We start from the raw sequence: 17,203 nt of genomic DNA on the forward strand, positions 1-17,203 counted from the left end.
TCAGTTGCCGGTCAGCTTCTCGCGCAGGGCGGCGAGGGCCTCGTCGGAGGCGAGGGTGCCCGTGGCCTCCGCAGGGGCCGAGGAGTAGGAGGTGGAGCCGGCGGGGACGGCCTCGCCGGAATCCTGGTCCTCCTCCTGAGCCTTGGCCACCTGGGCCTTGTGGGCCTCCCAACGGGCGTGAGCGGCGGCGTACTCGGCCTCCCAGGCCTCGCGCTGGGCCTCGAAGCCCTCGAGCCACTCGTTGGTCTCCGGGTCGAAGCCCTCGGGGTACTTGTAGTTGCCGTTCTCGTCGTACTCGGCGGCCATGCCGTAGAGCGAGGGGTCGAAGTCCTCGCCGGCGGGGTCGACGCCCTCGTTGGCCTGCTTGAGGGACAGGGAGATCCGGCGGCGCTCGAGGTCGATGTCGATGACCTTGACGAAGACGTCCTCACCGACCTTGACGACCTGCTCGGGCACCTCGACGTGGCGCTGGGCGAGCTCCGAGATGTGGACGAGGCCCTCGATGCCGTCCTCGACGCGGACGAATGCGCCGAAGGGGACGAGCTTGGTGACCTTGCCGGGGACGACCTGACCGATGGCGTGGGTGCGGGCGAAGGCCTGCCACGGGTCCTCCTGCGTGGACTTCAGCGACAGGGAGACGCGCTCGCGGTCGAAGTCGACGTCGAGGACCTCGACGGTGACCTCCTGACCCACCTCGACGACCTCGGAAGGGTGGTCGATGTGCTTCCAGGACAGCTCGGAGACGTGGACGAGGCCGTCGACGCCGCCCAGGTCCACGAAGGCTCCGAAGTTGACGATGGAGGAGACCACACCGGTGCGGACCTGGCTCTTGCCGAGGGTCTGCAGGAAGTTGGTGCGGACCTCGGACTGGGTCTGCTCGAGGAAGGCCCGACGGGAGAGCACCACGTTGTTGCGGTTCTTGTCCAGCTCGATGATCTTGGCCTCGAGCTCGCGGCCCACGTAGGGCTGGAGGTCGCGGACACGGCGCATCTCGACCAGGGAGGCGGGCAGGAAGCCGCGCAGGCCGATGTCGAGGATGAGGCCGCCCTTGACGACCTCGATGACGGATCCGGTGACGACGCCGTCCTCCTCCTTGACGCGCTCGATGGTGCCCCAGGCCCGCTCGTACTGGGCGCGCTTCTTGCTCAGGAGCAGACGGCCCTCCTTGTCCTCCTTCTGGAGCACAAGGGCCTCGATCTCATCGCCGACGGAGACGATCTCGTCGGGGTCGACGTCATGCTTGATGGACAGCTCACGAGCGAGGATCACGCCCTCGGTCTTGTAGCCGATGTCGAGGAGGACCTCGTCGTGGTCGACCTTGACGACAGTGCCCTCGACGATGTCGCCGTCATCGAAGTACTTGATGGTCTCGTCGACGGCGGCGAGGATGTCCTCGGTCGAGCCGATGTCGTTGACGGCGACCGGGGCAGGGCTGGGCGTGTTGTTGGTCATGTAGGGGTTGCTCCGAAACGGACTTGGGGGTCGGGACGATAGATGCCATGCGTCCCCCGCGCGATGAGGCAGCCCGGACTGGCATCACCACGCGGTCGGGCTGATCATCCCTCATGAGAGGGCGATCCGCCCGAGGGGCGCACGCAGCGAACTCTACCAGGCCGTCGGCGTTTCGGAACCCTGAGGTTCCCACAGCCCTGGCGCGCGCACCATCATGGTTTTCCTCACAGGCGGTGCTCAGTGGGCGGCATCGCGCCAAGTGCCGCCGCGCCCCACGGAGACGTCGAGGGGCACGGACAGCGCGATGGCCCCGCCCATGCACTCTTCCACGAGGGCCTCGACGGCGTCGGCCTCCCCCGGTGCGATCTCCAGGAGGAGCTCGTCATGGATCTGCAAGAGGATGCGGCTGTCCAGGCCCCGTCCCGTCAGCGCCTCCGCGACGTCCACCATGGCGCGCTTGACGATGTCCGCCGCCGAGCCCTGGATGGGGGCGTTGAGGGCCGCCCGCTCGGCCATCTCGCGGCGCTGCCTGTTATCGCTGCTCAGGTCCGGCAGGTAGCGGCGCCGCCCCAGCATGGTCTGGGTGTAGCCGTCGCGGCGCGCCTGGTCGACGACGGCCTCGAGATAGTCGTGGACGCGCCCGAAGCGGGAGAAGTAGGCGTCGCGCAGCGCCATGGCCTCGGTGTTCTCTATGCCCAGCTGCTTGGCCAGGCCGTAGGTGGACAGCCCGTAGGCCAAGCCGTAGCTCATGGCCTTGACGTGGCCGCGCTGCTCAGGGGTGACGTCGTCGACGTCGATGCGGTGCACGAGGGCGGCCACGTAGCGATGCAGGTCCTCCCCGGAGCGGAAGGCCTCGATGAGGGCCTCGTCCCCGGACAGGTGAGCCATGATGCGCATCTCGATCTGGGAGTAGTCCGCCGTCATGAGGCACTCGTAGCCCTCGCCGACGGTGAAGGCCTCGCGGATACGGCGCCCCTCCTCGGTGCGGGCGGGGATGTTCTGCAGGTTGGGGTCGATGGAGGACAGGCGCCCGGTGGCGGCGATCGTCTGCTGGAAGGTGGTGCGGATGCGGCCATCGGGCTGGATCGCCTTGCGCAGTCCCTCGACGGTCTGGCGCAGCTTGATGGCGTCGCGGTGCTCCAGGAGCTGGGCGAGGAAGGGGTGCCCGGTCTTGGCGTAGAGCTCGGCCAGGGCACCGGCGTCCGTGGTGTGGCCGGTCTTGGTCTTGCGGGTCTTGGGCATGCCGAGCTCGTCGAAGAGGACGGTTTGGAGCTGCTTGGGGCTGGAGAGGTTGAGCTCGTGGCCGGCGGCCTCGAAGGCGGCTGCCCGGGCATGGTTGACGCGCCCGTCGAGCTCGGCCTCGCGGGCGGCCAGGACATCGTCATCGACGGCGATGCCCAGGGCCTCCATCCTGCCCAGGCACTGAGAGACGGGCATCTCGAGACCGGTGAAGAGCGCCGACGCCCCGCGCCTGTCCATCTGGGCGTCGAGGGCCCCCTGGAGCGGCAGGAGGGCGGCGGCGCGGCGCGCGGCGCGCAGGGCGTCGGCGGGGATGGCGTCCGCGGCGAGGGCGTCGAGGTCGAAGCCCTGCTGGGCGCCGTCAGCACCGGCGTCGTCCTCCATGGCGGCCAGGTCGATGCCGAGCCAGCGCTGGACGAGGCTGTCGACATCGTAACTGCGCTGCTCGGGGCGGCACAGGTACCCGGCGAGGGAGGGGTCCGCGACCACGCCGCGCAGCTCGAATCCCCGGGCGGCCAAGGCGTGGGTGGCGCCCTTGGCGTCGGTGACGACGAGGCGCCGCGCCGGATCGGCCAGGAGCGCTCCGAGGGCCCGCTCGTCATCGGGCAGGAGCAGGGAGGGGTCGGCGACGACGGCCCTCTCACCGTCGGACAGCGCCACGAGGCGCGGGTCGCCCAGACCCGGGCGCAGATCGCCGACGATGTGGAGGCCGAGAGGTCCCTCGGCCAGCTCCTGGAGGGCCTCGGCGAGGCGGCCGGGCTCGACGCCGCGGCCCAGAACCCGCGGCGCGAGGGCCTCGAGGGCCGCAGTGGGGCCCTGGAGGGCGGCCGTGCCCTGGGGACCGTGGTCCGAGGTATCGGCGAAGGGCAGGGCGCGCTGGGCGCGCTGGAGGATGGTGCGCAGCTCCAGGGCCTCCATGACGCGGGTGAGCGCGGCGCGGTCGGCACCCAGGTACTCCAGGTCCCGAGCGGGGTCGACGCCGAGGTCGAGGTCGGTCAGGAGCCGGTTGAGGCGGCGGTTGCGCAGGACGTCGTCGAGGTGGTCGCGCAGGGACTGGCCCGCCTTGCCCTTGATCCGGTCGGCGCTGGCGATGACGCCGTCGAGACCGTCGTACTGGGCGATCCACTTGGCGGCGGTCTTGGGGCCCACCCCGGGCACGCCGGGCAGGTTGTCGCTCGCCTCGCCCACGAGGGCGGCCAGGTGCGGGTAGCGCTCGGGAGTGACGCCGTAGCGCTCCTCGACCTCGGCGGGAGTCATGCGGCGCAGGGTGGACACGCCCTTGATCGGGTAGAGCACGGTGCATCGCTCGGTGACGGTCTGGAAGGAGTCGCGGTCCCCTGAGCACAGGAGGACCTCCATGCCCTCCTCCTGGCCGGTGGTGGCCAGCGTGGCGAGGATGTCATCGGCCTCGTAGCGGTCCTTGGTCAGCCAGCGTACGCCCATCGCGTCGAGGACCTCCTGGATGAGCTCGACCTGCCCGATGAAGGGCTCGGGCGTGGCGTCCCGGGTGCCCTTGTACTCGGAGTAGTCCTCGGTGCGGAAGGTACCGCCGGCCAGATCGAAGGCGACGGCCACATGCGTGGGAGCCTCCTGCTCGATGAGGGAGAGCAGCATGGAGGCGAAGCCGTGGACGGCGTTGGTGGCCTGGCCGGTGGAGGTCATGAAATTCTCCACTGGCAGGGCGTAGTAGGCCCTGAAGGCCATGGAGTGGCCGTCGATGAGGAGCAGACGGCGGGCCGCTCCAGCCTGCGATGAGGGTGCGGGTCTGGTCGTGGAGGTGCTCACCGTGCCAGCCTACGGGGTATGCGCGACATGAGCCCCAGTGCCCTCCCGACCGACCGCCCGGCCTTCTCAGATGCGGAGACGGCACCCAGCCCGGTCAGCCCAGATGCTGCCGCCGGGCCCAGCGGGGCGGGCGCCAGTGGGGAATCGGCGGAGTCGCCCGAAGTGACGGCGGCATTTCCCCCTCGGCGGACGAGGCGCTTCCCCGTGCCCCTGCCCCCCGGCTCGGCCGTGTCGGCCGCCTCCGCCATGGGAACCGCGATGGATGACCGCGAAGCGGGAACCCTCATGGCGACCCTGGGAATGCAGATCGTCATGCTCGGCGCCCAGCGCACGGTCATGCGGATGCCCGTCGAAGGCGCCCGGCAGGTCTCCGGGGTTCTGCACGGGGGCGCGAGCGCCTCGCTCATCGAGACGGCGGCATCCTTCGCGGCCCGGCGGGCGGCGCCGGAGGGCATGCTCCCGATGGGCGCGGAACTGCAGGTCAGCCACCTCCGCCCGGTGCGGCAGGGATGGGTGACGGCGGTGGCGCAGCCCATTCACGTCGGCAGGAAGACCTGCGTCCACGAAGTGGTCCTCAGCGACGACGAGGGCAGGACCACCGCCCGGGGCACGCTGCGGAGCATGTTCGTCTGACACGGTGCCCCGAATGGCAGCTCGGGCGAGGCCGGCACCCACGGGCAGTGCCCGCATGAGCGCTGAAAGGCCGCGGGACTGAGACGTGAGACGCTGGAGCGCCCTGCCCAAGCCCGGCTCAGGCGTCCGCGCTCTTGGGGGCCTTGGCCGTCTTCCCGCCGCTCTTGGCGGCGGAGCCGACCTGCTCGATGACGGCGTCGGCGACCTCGCGCATGGTCAGGCGCCGGTTCATGGAGGTCTTCTGCATCCAGCGGAAGGCCTCGGGCTCGGACAGGCCCATGCGCTCCATGAGCAGGCCCTTGGCGCGATCCACCCGCTTGCGGGTCTCGAAGCGCTCATTGAGGTCGGCGATCTCGGATTCGAGGGAGGCGATCTCCTCGTGGCGGGAGAACGCGATCTCGAGGGCCGGCAGGAGATCCGCCGGGGTGAAGGGCTTGACGACGTACGCCATGGCGCCGGCGGCACTGGCGCGCTCGACGAGCTCGGTCTGGGAGAAGGCGGTGAGCATGACGACGGCGCAGCCATGCTTCTCGATGATCTGCTCCGCGGCGGTGATGCCGTCCATGACGGGCATCTTGACGTCCATGACGCAGAGGTCTGGCTCGTGCTCGCCCGCGAGGCGGACGGCCTCCTCGCCATCCGCGACCTCGGCGACGACCTCGTAACCGGCCTCGGTGAGGGTCTCGACGATGTCGAGACGGATGAGGGTCTCGTCCTCGGCGACGAGAACCCGACGGGCGCTAGTGCTGGACTCGGTACTCACGGGCATGAGTCTAGTATGATCGTCGTACGTGGTGGGCCAGGCACAGTGGCACAGCGAGACACGAGCCGGTCACTGCCCGGTACCGCCGCGTGGCGGCCCCGGTCGTCACGCGCCTCCGTAGCCCAACTGGCAGAGGCATCCGACTCAAAATCGGAGTGTTGTGGGTTCGAGTCCCACCGGAGGTACCGAGGAGGGCCTCTCGCACCGAGAGGCGCGGAATTCGCCCACTGGTGCGTCCGCCCGCACCAGTGGGTGGATTTCGCTCCAGCGGGTGCGGATGGCACCGGTCGGCGCAACGCAGAACCGCCGCGGCGCCGCATCCATCGGCCGCCTCAGCCGAGGTAGTCGGCCTTCTCCCCCACGGTGTGGACGCGGATGGAGTTCGTGGAGCCCGGGGTGCCCGGGGGCATGCCGGCGACGATCACGACGGAGTCGCCGACCTGCGCGAGGTGCCTGTCCTGGAGGGTCTTATCCACCTGTGCCACCATCTCATCGGTGTGCCTGACCTCGTGGACCTCGAAAGTCTGCACGCCCCAGGAGACCGAGAGCTGGTTGCGCGTCGTCGTCAGCGGCGTGAAGGCCAGCAGCGGGATGGGCGAGCGCAGGCGGGACAGGCGGCGGGCCGTGTCGCCGGACTGGGTGAAGGTGACGAGGTAGTCGGCGCCGAGCTGCTCGCCCATCTCGGCGGCGGCGCGCGTCAGGGCCCCGCCGCGCGTCTGCGGGAAGGAGCCCAGCGGGGCGATGCGCTCGCCGCCGTGCTCCTCCACGTTCTCGATGATGTTGGCCATCGTGCGCACGGCCTCGATCGGGTAGGCGCCCACCGAGGTCTCACCGGAGAGCATGACCGCATCGGCGCCGTCGAGAATGGCGTTGGCGCAGTCCGAGGCCTCGGCGCGCGTCGGGCGCGGATTCTGGATCATCGACTCCAGCACCTGGGTGGCCACGATGACCGGCTTGGCGTTGCGTCGGGCCAGCTCGATGGCGCGCTTCTGCACCAGTGGCACGGCCTCCAGGGGCATCTCCACGCCGAGGTCCCCACGGGCCACCATGATGCCGTCGAAGGCGTCGACGATCTCCAGGAGGTGCTCGACCGCCTGGGGCTTCTCGATCTTGGCGATGACGGGGATGCGCGTACCAACCTCGTCCATGATCTCGTGGACGTCCTTGACATCGTTCGCGTCGCGCACGAAGGACAGGGCGATAACATCCGCGCCGACCTTCAGGGCCCAGCGCAGGTCCTCGCGGTCCTTCTCACTGAGCGCCGGCACGGAGACGGCCACGCCGGGCAGGTTGATGCCCTTGTTGTTCGAGACGTACCCGGGGACCTCGACCCTCGTCACCACATCGGTGTCCGTGACGGCGGTGACGCGCACGGCCACGTTGCCGTCATCGATGAGGAGGCGGTCGCCGGGGCGGCAGTCCCCCGGCAGGCCCTTGAAGGTGGTGGAGGAGCGCTTGACGGTGCCGAGCACGTCATCCGTGGTGATGGTGAACTCGTCGCCCTTGTTGAGCATGACCTTCTGGTCGCCGACGAAGCGGCCGAGGCGGATCTTGGGGCCCTGGAGGTCCACGAGGATGGCGATGGAGCGACCGGAGGCCTCGGCGGCCTGGCGCACGCGCGCGATAACCTTCTCGTGGTCCTCGGCGCTGCCGTGGGAACGGTTGATGCGGGCGACATTCATGCCCGCGTCCACGAGCGCCTGTACCTGCTCGGGAGAATCTGTGGCGGGACCGAGGGTGCAGACGATCTTGGCTCTACGCATGGCCCATATGCTAGCCGAGTTCAGCAGGAGCCACGGTGGGGGCCGCGCGGATCGTCGGCCTTCTCACGGGTCGGCGCGTCAGACCCCTCGGCGGGCCCTGCGCCGTCGGCGGTGACCGCGTCACTGGGACCGCGGCGGGTCACGACGACGAACCCGATGAGCCCGATGACGAAGACCACCAGCGAGGTCCACTCGTTGAGGCGCAGGCCGAGCACTCGCTGGGCCTCGTCGATTCTCAGATGCTCCACCCAGGCGCGGCCGGCGGTGTAGACCATGAAGTAGGCCCACAAGAGGCGGCCACCGCACGCTCCCGCGCCGCGCAGGCGGCGCTCCAGCCAGAGCAGGGCGCACACGCCCATGGCGGACCACAGGGCCTCGTAGAGGAAGGTCGGGTGGAAGAGGGTCCCGGGCGCGTAGCCGGCGGGCAGATGGGCCCGGTCGATCTCGAGACCCCAGGGAAGGGTCGTGGGCCCGCCGAAGAGCTCCTGGTTGAACCAGTTGCCGAAGCGACCGATGGCCTGCGCCGCCAGCAGGGCGGGGGCGACGGCGTCGGCGAAGGGCGCCAGGCGCACTCCCCGGCGGCGCAGGAAGAGGGCCCCGCTGATCAGGCCGCCTGCCACGCCTCCCCAGATCCCGATGCCGCCCTCCCAGGTGCGCCAGATGCGCGCGAGATCGCCATTCGGCCCGAAGTAGGCATCCGGCGAGGTGATGACGTGGTAGAGGCGGGCGCAGACGATGCCGATGGGCACGGTGAGCATCGCCGTGTCGAGGGCGAGCTCGGCCCGGCCGCCACGAGCCCGGTAGCGCCGATCCGTCCACCACACGGCCAGGGCGACCCCGGCGAGGATGCAGATCGAGTAGGCGCGGATCGGGATCGGGCCAAGGTGCCAGACGGACTGCGGGGGGCTGGGGATCGACACGGGAATGAGCGAATCCCCGATGGCTGCGATGGGAAGCGGCACTCAACTGGCCTCTCGGTTCATGGCGTTCTGGAGCGCGGGGTGGTTCCCCGCCGCGACGAGCTCGGCGACGAACTGCTGGGGGTCCTGGGAGCGGATGATGGCCTCCCCCACGAGCACCACGTCCGCGCCCCAGCGGGCATAGGACATGACGTCCCTCGGGCCGGCGACGCCCCCCGTGGCCACGCGCAGCACGGAGGAGGGCAGGACCTCGGCAACCTGCTCGAAGCGGCAGTGGTCCACCAGGCCGGTGAGGGGATCGCGGGCATCGGCGGACACGCACAGCGCTCCGGTCTCCACGGCGGTGATCGCCTCCCTGCGGGAATGGGCCTCGACGACGGCGAGCATCCCCAGGGAATGCGTGCGCTCGATGAGGGCCTCCAGGATAAGCGGCTCGAGCCGGGCGTCGAGGAGGAGGAGGTCGGCCCCGTGGGCCCTCGCCTCGTGGACCTGGTAGGGAGTGACGACGAGGTCGTTGACGAGGATGGGCACGTCGATGCTGGCGCGCACGGCGTCGAGGTCCGCCAGGCGGCCGTGGGAGCGCACGGGCTCGGTGACCACGGAGACGCCAGCAGCGCCGCCGGCGGCGTAGAAACGGGACAGGACGGCCACGTCCCCGACCCCGCTGAGGTCCGCGAAGGTAGCGGTGACGCGCTTGACCTCGGCGATGACGGAGACCGAGCCGCTGCGGGAGCGCAGGGCGTCGAGGGCGTTGGTGGGACTATCCGCCTCGCGGACCCGGTCCCGCATTTCCTCGAGGGGGACCCGGGACTCACGCTCCGCGACAACGGCGCGGGCGGAGGCGACCATCTCCTCGAAGGATGTCATCGCGCACCTCCTAGCGCCTGAGTGGGGCCCGTTGTGCCGGTTCCCATATCGTTATCCGCTCCCATGGTCCCTAAGGCGGCGCCCGGCACGCAAATCCTCAACGCAGGGCCGAGATCCGCGCGCCGGGCGGAACCGTGCGCGACGAGGAGCGAGGGGCCGCTCAGGCCCGGCGGGCCGCCTTGCGGGAGTACCAGTACATGCCAGCGGTCACGAGGGTGAAGACCACCGGGCCGAGCCAGTAGGCGACGGTCTCGAAGCTGTCGGGGACGAGGGCCAGAGGCGCCTGCTCCCCCCAGAAGCCGACGATGCCGGCATAGACGACGCCCCACAGGGATTCACCGACAATGAGGCCCGTCGCGGCCAGGGTGCCCATGCGCTTGGCTCGCTCGGGATCCGCCTGCCTGGCGGCCCAGCGGTCGTGGATGAGGCCGAGCAGCGCGCCGATGGGGATCATGATGGTGATCGCCATGGGCAGGTACATGCCCATGCCGACGGCCAAGCCGGGCAGGGACAGGTTCTTGGTCGTGCGGGTCAAGACCTCGTTGATGATGATGACGACCACGCCGATGATGGCCCCCAGGCCCAGAAGGTTCCAGTTCAGGTCCCCGCCGAAGACGCCCTTGATGAGATCGGAGATGAGGGAGGCCTGCGGGGCCGCGAGGGCCTTGTCGCCCGCGCCGGGGGCGCCCTGGAACCCGAAGGCGGTCTGCATGAGGTTGAGGACCGGTGGGATGATGATCGAGCCGAATCCCACGCCGATGACGAGGGCGACCTGCTGCTTCCAGGGGGTGGCGCCCACGAGTTGGCCCGTCTTGAGGTCCTGGAGGTTGTCGTTGGAGATCGTCGCGATGCCGAAGACGACGGCGGCGGTGAACAGCGTGTAGGCGACGAGCGCGGAAAGCTGGTCGCCCTGGACGCTGCCGTGGACGGCCTTGACGATGAGCGCGGCGGCGATGGCCACGATGATGCCGACGCCGGAGATCGGGGAGTTGGAGGCGCCAATGAGGCCGGCCATGTAGCCGCACACCGAGGCCACGGCCAGGCCGGTGAGCAGGATGAAGATGATCGAGACGATGACGAGCCCGATGACGGAGTGCGCGATGGCAGTGCCCTGGACGAAGAGCCACAGGAGCACGCCGATGGGCAGCATGGAGGCCAGGGTGACGGCGATGACGACCTTGGCCGACAGGTCGCGCTCGGTCAGGTCGACTTCCTGGCCGGAGCCGCGCAGCGACGTGGAGCGGATCGAGTCGCGGATGCCGATGACGATCGGGCCCATGAGCTTGATGAGCGTCCACACGGCGGCCACGGCGATGGTGCCGGCGCCGATGAGGCGCACGTCGCTCTTGAAGACGGCGCCGACGGCATCCGCGAGGTCCTCGACGCCGTCGAGCTCGCCCGAGGTCTGGATGGGCAGGAGCACGCCGTAGGAGATGACCAGGCCGACGATCATGGCGATGCCGACGCCGATGCCGACCAGGTGGCCGACGCCGATGAGGGCCAGGGAGAGGGAGCCGGCCACCGTCGTCCCGCCCGCGCCGATCCTGAAGGCACCGGAGACCTCGGTGGACACGGCCTTGAGGGAGCCGAGGATGGCGAATCCGGCGGAGGACAGCCCACCCCAGATGATGGCCATGAGCCCGCGGCGCGACTCATCGGCGCCCTCGTGGGTGTCGCCGACCTTGAGCACCTCGGCCGCGGCCACGCCCTCGGGATAGGGCAGGCTGGAGTGGGTGACGAGCGCGCGGCGCAACGGGATGGAGTACATGACGCCGAGGATCCCGCCCAGGGCGATGACGAACACGGACTGCCAGTACGGGAATCCCTGCCACCAGCCGACCATGACGAGGCCCGGCAGGACGAAGATGATCGCGGACAGCGTTCCCGCCGCGGACGCGATGGTCTGGACGATGTTGTTCTCCTGGACCGTGTGGTCCTTGAAGTAGCGCAGGATCGCCATGGAGATGACGGCAGCCGGGATCGAGGTGGCGAAGGTCAGTCCCGCCTTGAGGCCGAGGTAAACGTTCGCGGCGGTGAAGATGATCGTGATGATCCCGCCGATGAAGATGCCGCGGAGCGTGAGCTCCTTGATGGGATGGGATGCGGAGGGCCGGGTACCCGCCGCCGCGCCCGTAGTGGACGAGGAGGACATGCGAAACTCTCGTTGCTCGGTAGACGATGGAGCATCCCGGTGCCACGCGGGCGCGCGGAGTCGAGGATACCGTTGCACCGTAGCACTGATGCCTGGAAACGCGCGTTCCCACCTCAGGAAGTCGGGCGGGCGCCGACGATGGCGCCCAAGTCACCACCGGTGGTGAAGCAGGTGCGCTCGCCGGTGTGACAGGCGGCGCCGATCTGGTCCACCTCGACCAGGAGGGCATCGCCGTCGCAGTCCAGGCTGACGGCCTTGACGTACTGGGCGTGCCCGGAGGTGTCCCCCTTTCGCCAGTACTCCTGGCGGGAGCGGGACCAGAAGGTGACGCGCCCCTCGGTGAGGGTGCGCCGCAGGGCCTCATCATCCATCCAGCCGACCATGAGCACCTCGCGAGTGTCCCACTGCTGGATGACAGCGCACACGAGCCCCCGCTCATCCCGCTTGAGGCGGGAGGCGATAGCCTCATCGAGGAGAGGCGGGAGGGCGGTGGGCGCGTCATGGCTCATGGGCGCATCCTCGCACGGCGGGGTACTGCCGGGCGGCATGAGCATCCCTGGTCGGGCGCGTCGGGGCGGTACGGCTCGTAGCCGGCCGCGTTCGGATCGAAGCCCCTGCCGGGGGACAGCATCCTCAGTTTCTGCGAGCAATTCCGTGCGCGAGTCATCGGCCGCAGAGCCGCGCCCTTCGACGACTCGGCCATCCGTGGGTTCCAATTCAGCCAGGGGGCCCGAGGAGGGGACTCACCCGCGCCCACATACCCGGGAGGTTCCGCAGGACGAGGAACCCGACGCAGGCGATGCCGTAGCCGACTGCCTCGGCGGAAGTGAGGAGGGGACCAGGGCGCCCGGCCAGTCGGCGGGCGGTCCAGCGCGCCACGAAGAGGACCGCGACGACCTCGGTGGCCAGGGCGAAGGGGTTGTAGGCCAGGGCAGTGGCCAGGTCCCCGTCGATGAGCGAGGCCGTGGCCCGAGTCCCTCCGCACAGCGGACACCAGAAGCCGGTGAGGCGGTGCAGTACGCACAGGTCAGGCATCCTCGGGAAACGGTCGGGTGCGAGCGCGTTGCCGAGGATGATGAAGACCGCCGGTAATCCCCAGGAGGCAGCGGCCGCGACCGTGGCGATAGCGATTCCCCGACGGGAGGAGGCACGGCCGTCCCAGGGCCCCGGGGGGTCAGTTCGCGTTGTTGATCGAGTCAATGGTCGCCTGAAGGCTGCCCGTAGCGATCGCGAAAATGGTCATCGCCACAGAGATCACGCCCAGGACCACACCCGCAATAGCCATTCCCTTGTTCGTGGCCTCGCCCCTGCCGGCGGCGCGCATGCCCATCGCGCCGAAGATGATCGCCGGGATTCCCGTGAAGATTCCGCACAGGAGGATGAGGCAGCCGCAGACGAGCGCGGTGATGCCCATCCAATTCTTCTCAGTCGGGTTGGGGCCGAAGCCATTCGACATCCCATAGGGGTTGACTCCCTGCTCGGGGAACTGCGGTGCCCCGTTGCCCGGGTACTGGGGCATGCCGTTACCGGGAATCTGGGGGTCGGGATAGTTGCTCAACGTAAGCTTCCTTATCGGTCAATGGCAGCGCTCCTGCCGGGGCGAGGGAGTACCGCGCCATGCGCCGCAGACTCCGTGTCCGCAGCCGACCGTACAGGCTGGAGCACCGGGACACCAAGCCGCGTCCGGGCCCCGGTCTCAGCGAACGGGGTGGCCCGCGGCGCGCAGGGCATCCTTGGCCTGGCCGATGGTCATCGTGCCGTAGTGGAAGACACTGGCGGCCAGCACTGCGTCGGCGCCGTGGTCGGCGGCGGCGGCGAAGTGCTCGGGCTCGCCCGCGCCGCCCGAGGCGATGAGGGGGACACGCACCGCCCGGCGGACATCGTCGAGCATGGCCAGGTCGAAGCCGCCGGTGACGCCGTCGGCGTCCATGGAGTTGAGCAGGATCTCCCCCGCGCCAAGCTCAGCGGCCCGCACCGCCCACTCGATGGCATCGATGCCGGTCGAGCGGGTGCCGCCGTGGGTGGTGACCTCGTAGCCCGAGGGGGTGCTCACGCCGTCGGGGCAGCGTCGGGCGTCCACGGACAGGACGATCACCTGGTTGCCGAAGCGCTCGGCGACCTCGGTCAGGAGCTCGGGGCGGGCGATGGCAGCGGTGTTGATGCCCACCTTGTCCGCGCCGGCGCGCAGGAGCCGGACCACGTCGTCGGCACTGCGCACTCCCCCGCCGACGGTCAGGGGCACGAAGACCTGCTCAGCGGTGGCCGAGACAACCTCCAGCATGGTGGCGCGGCCCTCGGAGGAGGCGGAGACATCCAGGAACGTGATCTCGTCGGCCCCCTGGGCGTCATAGCGGCGGGCGAGCTCGACGGGGTCCCCGGCGTCGCGCAGGCCCTGGAAGTTGACGCCCTTGACGACGCGCCCGTCCTTGACGTCAAGGCAGGGGATGATGCGGACGGCGACGCTCATGGATTCACTGCTCCTGGGTTCAGGTGGTGGATGGGCCGGATCAGTTCCCAGCGGTTGCGGCGGGCGCTGCGGGGCTGGGCGCTCGGCTCGATAGCTCGGGATCGGTGCCGACGGTGGGAGTGGCGCCCGGGCTGGCTCCAGAAGCCTCCGTCTTGGGTTCCTCAATGGCGAGGACATCGACGACGACAGCCACGGGTCTGTCCCCCCGAGCCTGATCGGCGGGCAGGGCCAGGACAACCCTGCTGCCCACGGGCACATCCACGAGGTGGTTGCGCAGCCCGGCATAGGTCTTGGCGCTGCTCAGCTCAACGGCGACGGGCAGGGCCGTGGCGCCGTAGTCATTGGTGATGACGCTCCCGTCGGTCCAGGAGACGGCCTGGACGCGGGCGATAATACGGCTGTTGGAGTGGACCTGCTCGCCCGTGCCCTGGATGAGTATGACGGCGGTGGAGCGGGTGGGAGCGGGGAGACCGGTCACGGAGAGCGTGACCGCCCCGGCGTCGCCGGGGATGACGGTCGGCATGCCTGCGACAGGCGCGACAGCCGTGCCCGAGGCGGTGGTCGGCAGGACATCGATGACGGTGATCTCGGTGGACGGAGTGCCGTCGACGACGACCGGGCCGCGCAGGACGAGCCGGGTGCCCTCGGTGGTTCCGGTGATGATGTCGGTGAGGTCGTTGAGGGAGGCCTGGTCGACGCTCACGCTCACGAGGCGCCGACTGGTGTGCTCCTCACCCGAGGAGCCCGCGCTGAGGGAGGTCGTGTTCCTCCCGTCCGTGCCGGAGAAGGTCGCGATGGACAGCAGCGCGGCGTCCCCGGGCTGGAGGGCGCGACCCTCACCGGTGATGAGGGTGTCGATGATGAGGGAGGACGGCGCGCTCAGTGGCGCCGTCAGCTTGACCACCGGTGTGGCGCCGACTCGCCCGGAGACCGTCATCGCCTGGTCCAGTGGGGTGTCCGCCGGGAGCATGGCGGCACCGGTGGGGCTCGCCACCGCCCTGCTGGCCGGTGACTTGCCGTTCACAGTGGACAGGACCAGCGGGATGATGATGATCGCCGCCACCGCGAGGCAGACGAGGACGAGTGCCGCATGCCCTCTGGGTCGGGAGCGGTTGAGCGCGGCGCCGAGGGCGCGCTGCCCGCCCGTCGTGGAGAGCGGCTCCGGGGTCTCGAGTGCGTCCTCCGCCACCACGCCGTCGGAGGCGGACCGGACTTCCGGGAATCGGGGTTCGGCGGCCCGGCGCTGCGCGGCGAGGCGCTCAGCCGCCATCCTCTCAGCCTCCCGGCGCTCGGCCTCGATCCGGGCGGCCTCGGCGCGCTGGGCCCTGAGGCGGGTCTCCTCTGCCGCGCGTCTGCGCTCGGCCGCCTGACGCTGCGCGGCCTCCCGGCGCTCGGCCTGCACCTCTCCCAGCCGCTCCAGGCCCCTGCGCTCGCGACGGGTCAGCGGACGGGTGCTCTCGAGCCCGTCGTCGTTGTCATCGTGGTTCGTCATAGGGGAGCCTCGCGGAGGACGTCCGCGCTCTGACGCCTCATCGCGTTCAGGGCGGACATGAGCTTATCGACTCTCTCATCCCACGTGGCGAAGGGATCGCGAAGCGCGATGGCCGGCACCTCCTGCCCGCCTGAGCCGGCGTCGAGGCGCAGGTTGACCCAGTCGGCGGCCAGGTCGGCGCGCAGATCCTGGGCCAGGCCGATCGCCGCGCCCCGCAAGGCCGCCCTCGTCGTGGCCGGCGGGGTGCTCATCGCAGCCCGGCAGACGTCGTCGTCGAGGTAGCGGCGCAGCATCCCGGCGGCCTCGAGGCGGGCCCGCAGTCCCTCCTCCGGGGACACGTCATGGTAGGCCAGCGCGAGGCGGGTGACGCGCGGGTCGTCGAGTCCGGTGCCGGCGCGCTCGGCGTAGCGGGTGAGGAGCTGGTGCTTGGCGGCCCAGTCGAGCTCGGTGTCCACGGCTCCGGGGTCCTGCGCGCGCAGGGCCTCCAGGCCGCGCTCCCACAGGTCGAGGACGGCGGACTGGAGGGGGCTGAGGTCGAGCTCGGCGTCGGCGTGGGCGCGCACGCGCGCCAGGTGCTCCCCCTGCAGGTCCAGAGCGGTGATGCTGCGCCCGTCCTTGCGCTCCAGGAGCGCCGTCCCACTGAGATCGTGGCAGGTGTCCCGAATGGCGCGCATGGGCTCGGCGAGCTCGAGGTCCGCCAGGTTGCCCCCGGACTCGAGGTAGTCCAGGAGGAGATCCATGGCCCCCGCCTTCAGGAGCGTGGAGCCCTGGGCGATGTTGGAGTCCCCGACGATGACATGCATGCGCCGGTAGAGCTCGGCGTCGGCGTGGGGCTCGTCGCGGGTGTTGATGAGGGGGCGCGTGCGGGTGGTGGCAGAGGACACGGCGTCGTGCATCTGGTCGGCGCGCTGGGAGAAGACATAGCGGGCGGGGGCGCCGGTGACCGGGTCGGCGGGCAGCACGTGCCCGGCGCCCACGAGGATCTGCCGGGTGACCAGGTGCGGGACGAGGGTACGGGCGTCACTCCAGAAGTCCCCCCGGCGGTGGACGAGGTAGTTCTCATGGCAGCCGAAGCCGCTGCCCTCGGCGTCGAGGTTGTTCTTGAGCAGGTGGATGCGCCCGGGCACGCCGGCCGACTCGAGCCGGGCGTTGGCCCGGGCGGCGAGATCGGCCATGGTGAGCTCGCCGGCGCGGTCCTGGGCGAGGAGGTCGGCGAGACGGTCGCACTCGGCGGTGGCGAACTCCGGGTGGGAGCCGACGTCGAGGTAGAGGCGGGCGCCGCCCCGGGTGAAGACGTTGGAGGAGCGGTGGGCGGCGATGACGGGGGCGAAGAGCTCGCGCGCAGCGTGATCGGCGTCGAGCGGCGCCGCGCCGCCAGTGGTGGAGGCGCAGGTGATGCCGTACTCGGTCTCGATACCGATGATCCGCCGGGAGGGCGGGCGGCACCCGCCGTCAGCCGCGGCGCTCACTCACTGACCGCCCTTCTGAACGAATCCCTGGACGAAGGCCGCCGCGTTGGTCTCCAGGACGGAGTCGATCTCGTCGAGGATGGCGTCGACGCCAGTGGTCTGGACCTGGCAAGCCGCGCTGGTGACCTCGGACTCGGTGCCGCCCTCGCCGCCGGAGGGCCGGATCTGCTGCGCTTCCTGGCTGGTCATGGTCGTTCCTTC

Annotated in this window: 15 protein-coding genes and 1 tRNA gene; 2 read left to right on the forward strand and 14 right to left on the reverse strand. The window is 70.3% G+C overall.

What is annotated here, in order from left to right; all coding sequences use genetic code 11:
• Together rpsA and polA are read right to left on the reverse strand one after the other, a co-directional pair.
• Positions 1-1,452, reverse strand: a complete 1,452-nt coding sequence (gene rpsA / locus B6G06_RS04850; RefSeq protein WP_073451858.1) for a 30S ribosomal protein S1 — start codon at positions 1,450-1,452, stop codon at positions 1-3.
• 237 nt (positions 1,453-1,689) lie between these two features.
• A complete protein-coding gene (polA, locus tag B6G06_RS04855; protein ID WP_080462680.1) occupies positions 1,690-4,476 on the reverse strand; it encodes a DNA polymerase I in 2,787 nt (928 codons plus the stop codon).
• A 204-nt stretch (positions 4,477-4,680) separates the two neighbouring features.
• On the opposite strand from polA, the gene B6G06_RS04860 reads away from it, so the two are divergent.
• Positions 4,681-5,109, forward strand: a complete 429-nt coding sequence (locus tag B6G06_RS04860) for a PaaI family thioesterase (RefSeq protein WP_308421829.1) — start codon at positions 4,681-4,683, stop codon at positions 5,107-5,109.
• A 118-nt stretch (positions 5,110-5,227) separates the two neighbouring features.
• On the opposite strand, the gene B6G06_RS04865 is transcribed toward B6G06_RS04860, so the two are convergent.
• On the reverse strand, positions 5,228-5,872 hold the full coding sequence (locus B6G06_RS04865; protein ID WP_080462808.1) for an ANTAR domain-containing response regulator: 645 nt from the start codon (positions 5,870-5,872) through the stop codon (positions 5,228-5,230).
• Positions 5,873-5,983: 111 nt separating this feature from the next.
• Between B6G06_RS04865 and B6G06_RS04870 the strand changes: the two genes are divergently transcribed.
• Positions 5,984-6,057: transfer RNA gene (locus B6G06_RS04870), tRNA-Leu, on the forward strand.
• Between the two features lie 147 nt (positions 6,058-6,204).
• On the opposite strand, the gene pyk is transcribed toward B6G06_RS04870, so the two are convergent.
• The 11 genes from pyk to B6G06_RS04925 all read right to left on the reverse strand — a co-directional run bounded on the left by pyk (position 6,205) and on the right by B6G06_RS04925 (position 17,191).
• The gene (gene pyk, locus B6G06_RS04875; protein WP_080462681.1) at positions 6,205-7,635 is read right to left on the reverse strand and encodes a pyruvate kinase; all 1,431 of its coding nucleotides are present in this window, start codon (positions 7,633-7,635) and stop codon (positions 6,205-6,207) included.
• A 20-nt stretch (positions 7,636-7,655) separates the two neighbouring features.
• Positions 7,656-8,597 (reverse strand): prolipoprotein diacylglyceryl transferase, encoded by a 942-nt coding sequence (gene lgt / locus B6G06_RS04880; protein WP_081171230.1) that lies wholly within the window; start codon positions 8,595-8,597, stop codon positions 7,656-7,658.
• Positions 8,598-9,422 (reverse strand): indole-3-glycerol phosphate synthase TrpC, encoded by an 825-nt coding sequence (locus B6G06_RS04885; protein WP_080462683.1) that lies wholly within the window; start codon positions 9,420-9,422, stop codon positions 8,598-8,600.
• Positions 9,423-9,582: 160 nt separating this feature from the next.
• Complete coding sequence (locus tag B6G06_RS04890) at positions 9,583-11,574, reverse strand: OPT family oligopeptide transporter (protein WP_081171232.1); 1,992 nt, start codon at positions 11,572-11,574, stop codon at positions 9,583-9,585.
• 113 nt (positions 11,575-11,687) lie between these two features.
• Positions 11,688-12,083: a phosphoribosyl-AMP cyclohydrolase gene (gene hisI / locus B6G06_RS04895; RefSeq protein ID WP_095532487.1), complete on the reverse strand. Its 396-nt coding sequence runs from the start codon at positions 12,081-12,083 to the stop codon at positions 11,688-11,690.
• A 208-nt stretch (positions 12,084-12,291) separates the two neighbouring features.
• Positions 12,292-12,609 carry a DUF2752 domain-containing protein gene (locus B6G06_RS04900; protein ID WP_080462685.1) on the reverse strand — a complete coding sequence of 106 codons (318 nt, stop codon included), beginning with the start codon at positions 12,607-12,609 and terminating at the stop codon, positions 12,292-12,294.
• 139 nt (positions 12,610-12,748) lie between these two features.
• Entirely contained in the window at positions 12,749-13,132 is a 384-nt protein-coding gene (locus tag B6G06_RS04905; protein WP_229657910.1) for a DUF4190 domain-containing protein, read from the reverse strand.
• 138 nt (positions 13,133-13,270) lie between these two features.
• Positions 13,271-14,041 (reverse strand): imidazole glycerol phosphate synthase subunit HisF, encoded by a 771-nt coding sequence (gene hisF, locus B6G06_RS04910; RefSeq protein WP_081171234.1) that lies wholly within the window; start codon positions 14,039-14,041, stop codon positions 13,271-13,273.
• A 40-nt stretch (positions 14,042-14,081) separates the two neighbouring features.
• Complete coding sequence (locus B6G06_RS04915) at positions 14,082-15,533, reverse strand: hypothetical protein (protein ID WP_081171236.1); 1,452 nt, start codon at positions 15,531-15,533, stop codon at positions 14,082-14,084.
• Complete coding sequence (gene pafA / locus B6G06_RS04920) at positions 15,530-17,002, reverse strand: Pup--protein ligase (RefSeq protein ID WP_081171238.1); 1,473 nt, start codon at positions 17,000-17,002, stop codon at positions 15,530-15,532. Before pafA ends, B6G06_RS04915 begins: the two co-directional genes overlap by 4 nt.
• Positions 17,003-17,191 (reverse strand): ubiquitin-like protein Pup, encoded by a 189-nt coding sequence (locus tag B6G06_RS04925; protein ID WP_080462689.1) that lies wholly within the window; start codon positions 17,189-17,191, stop codon positions 17,003-17,005.
• Positions 17,192-17,203: the final 12 nt, after the last annotated feature.

Origin of the sequence: Actinomyces gaoshouyii (assembly GCF_002076915.1) — a bacterium.
GTDB classification, from domain to species: Bacteria; Actinomycetota; Actinomycetes; order Actinomycetales; family Actinomycetaceae; genus Actinomyces; species Actinomyces gaoshouyii.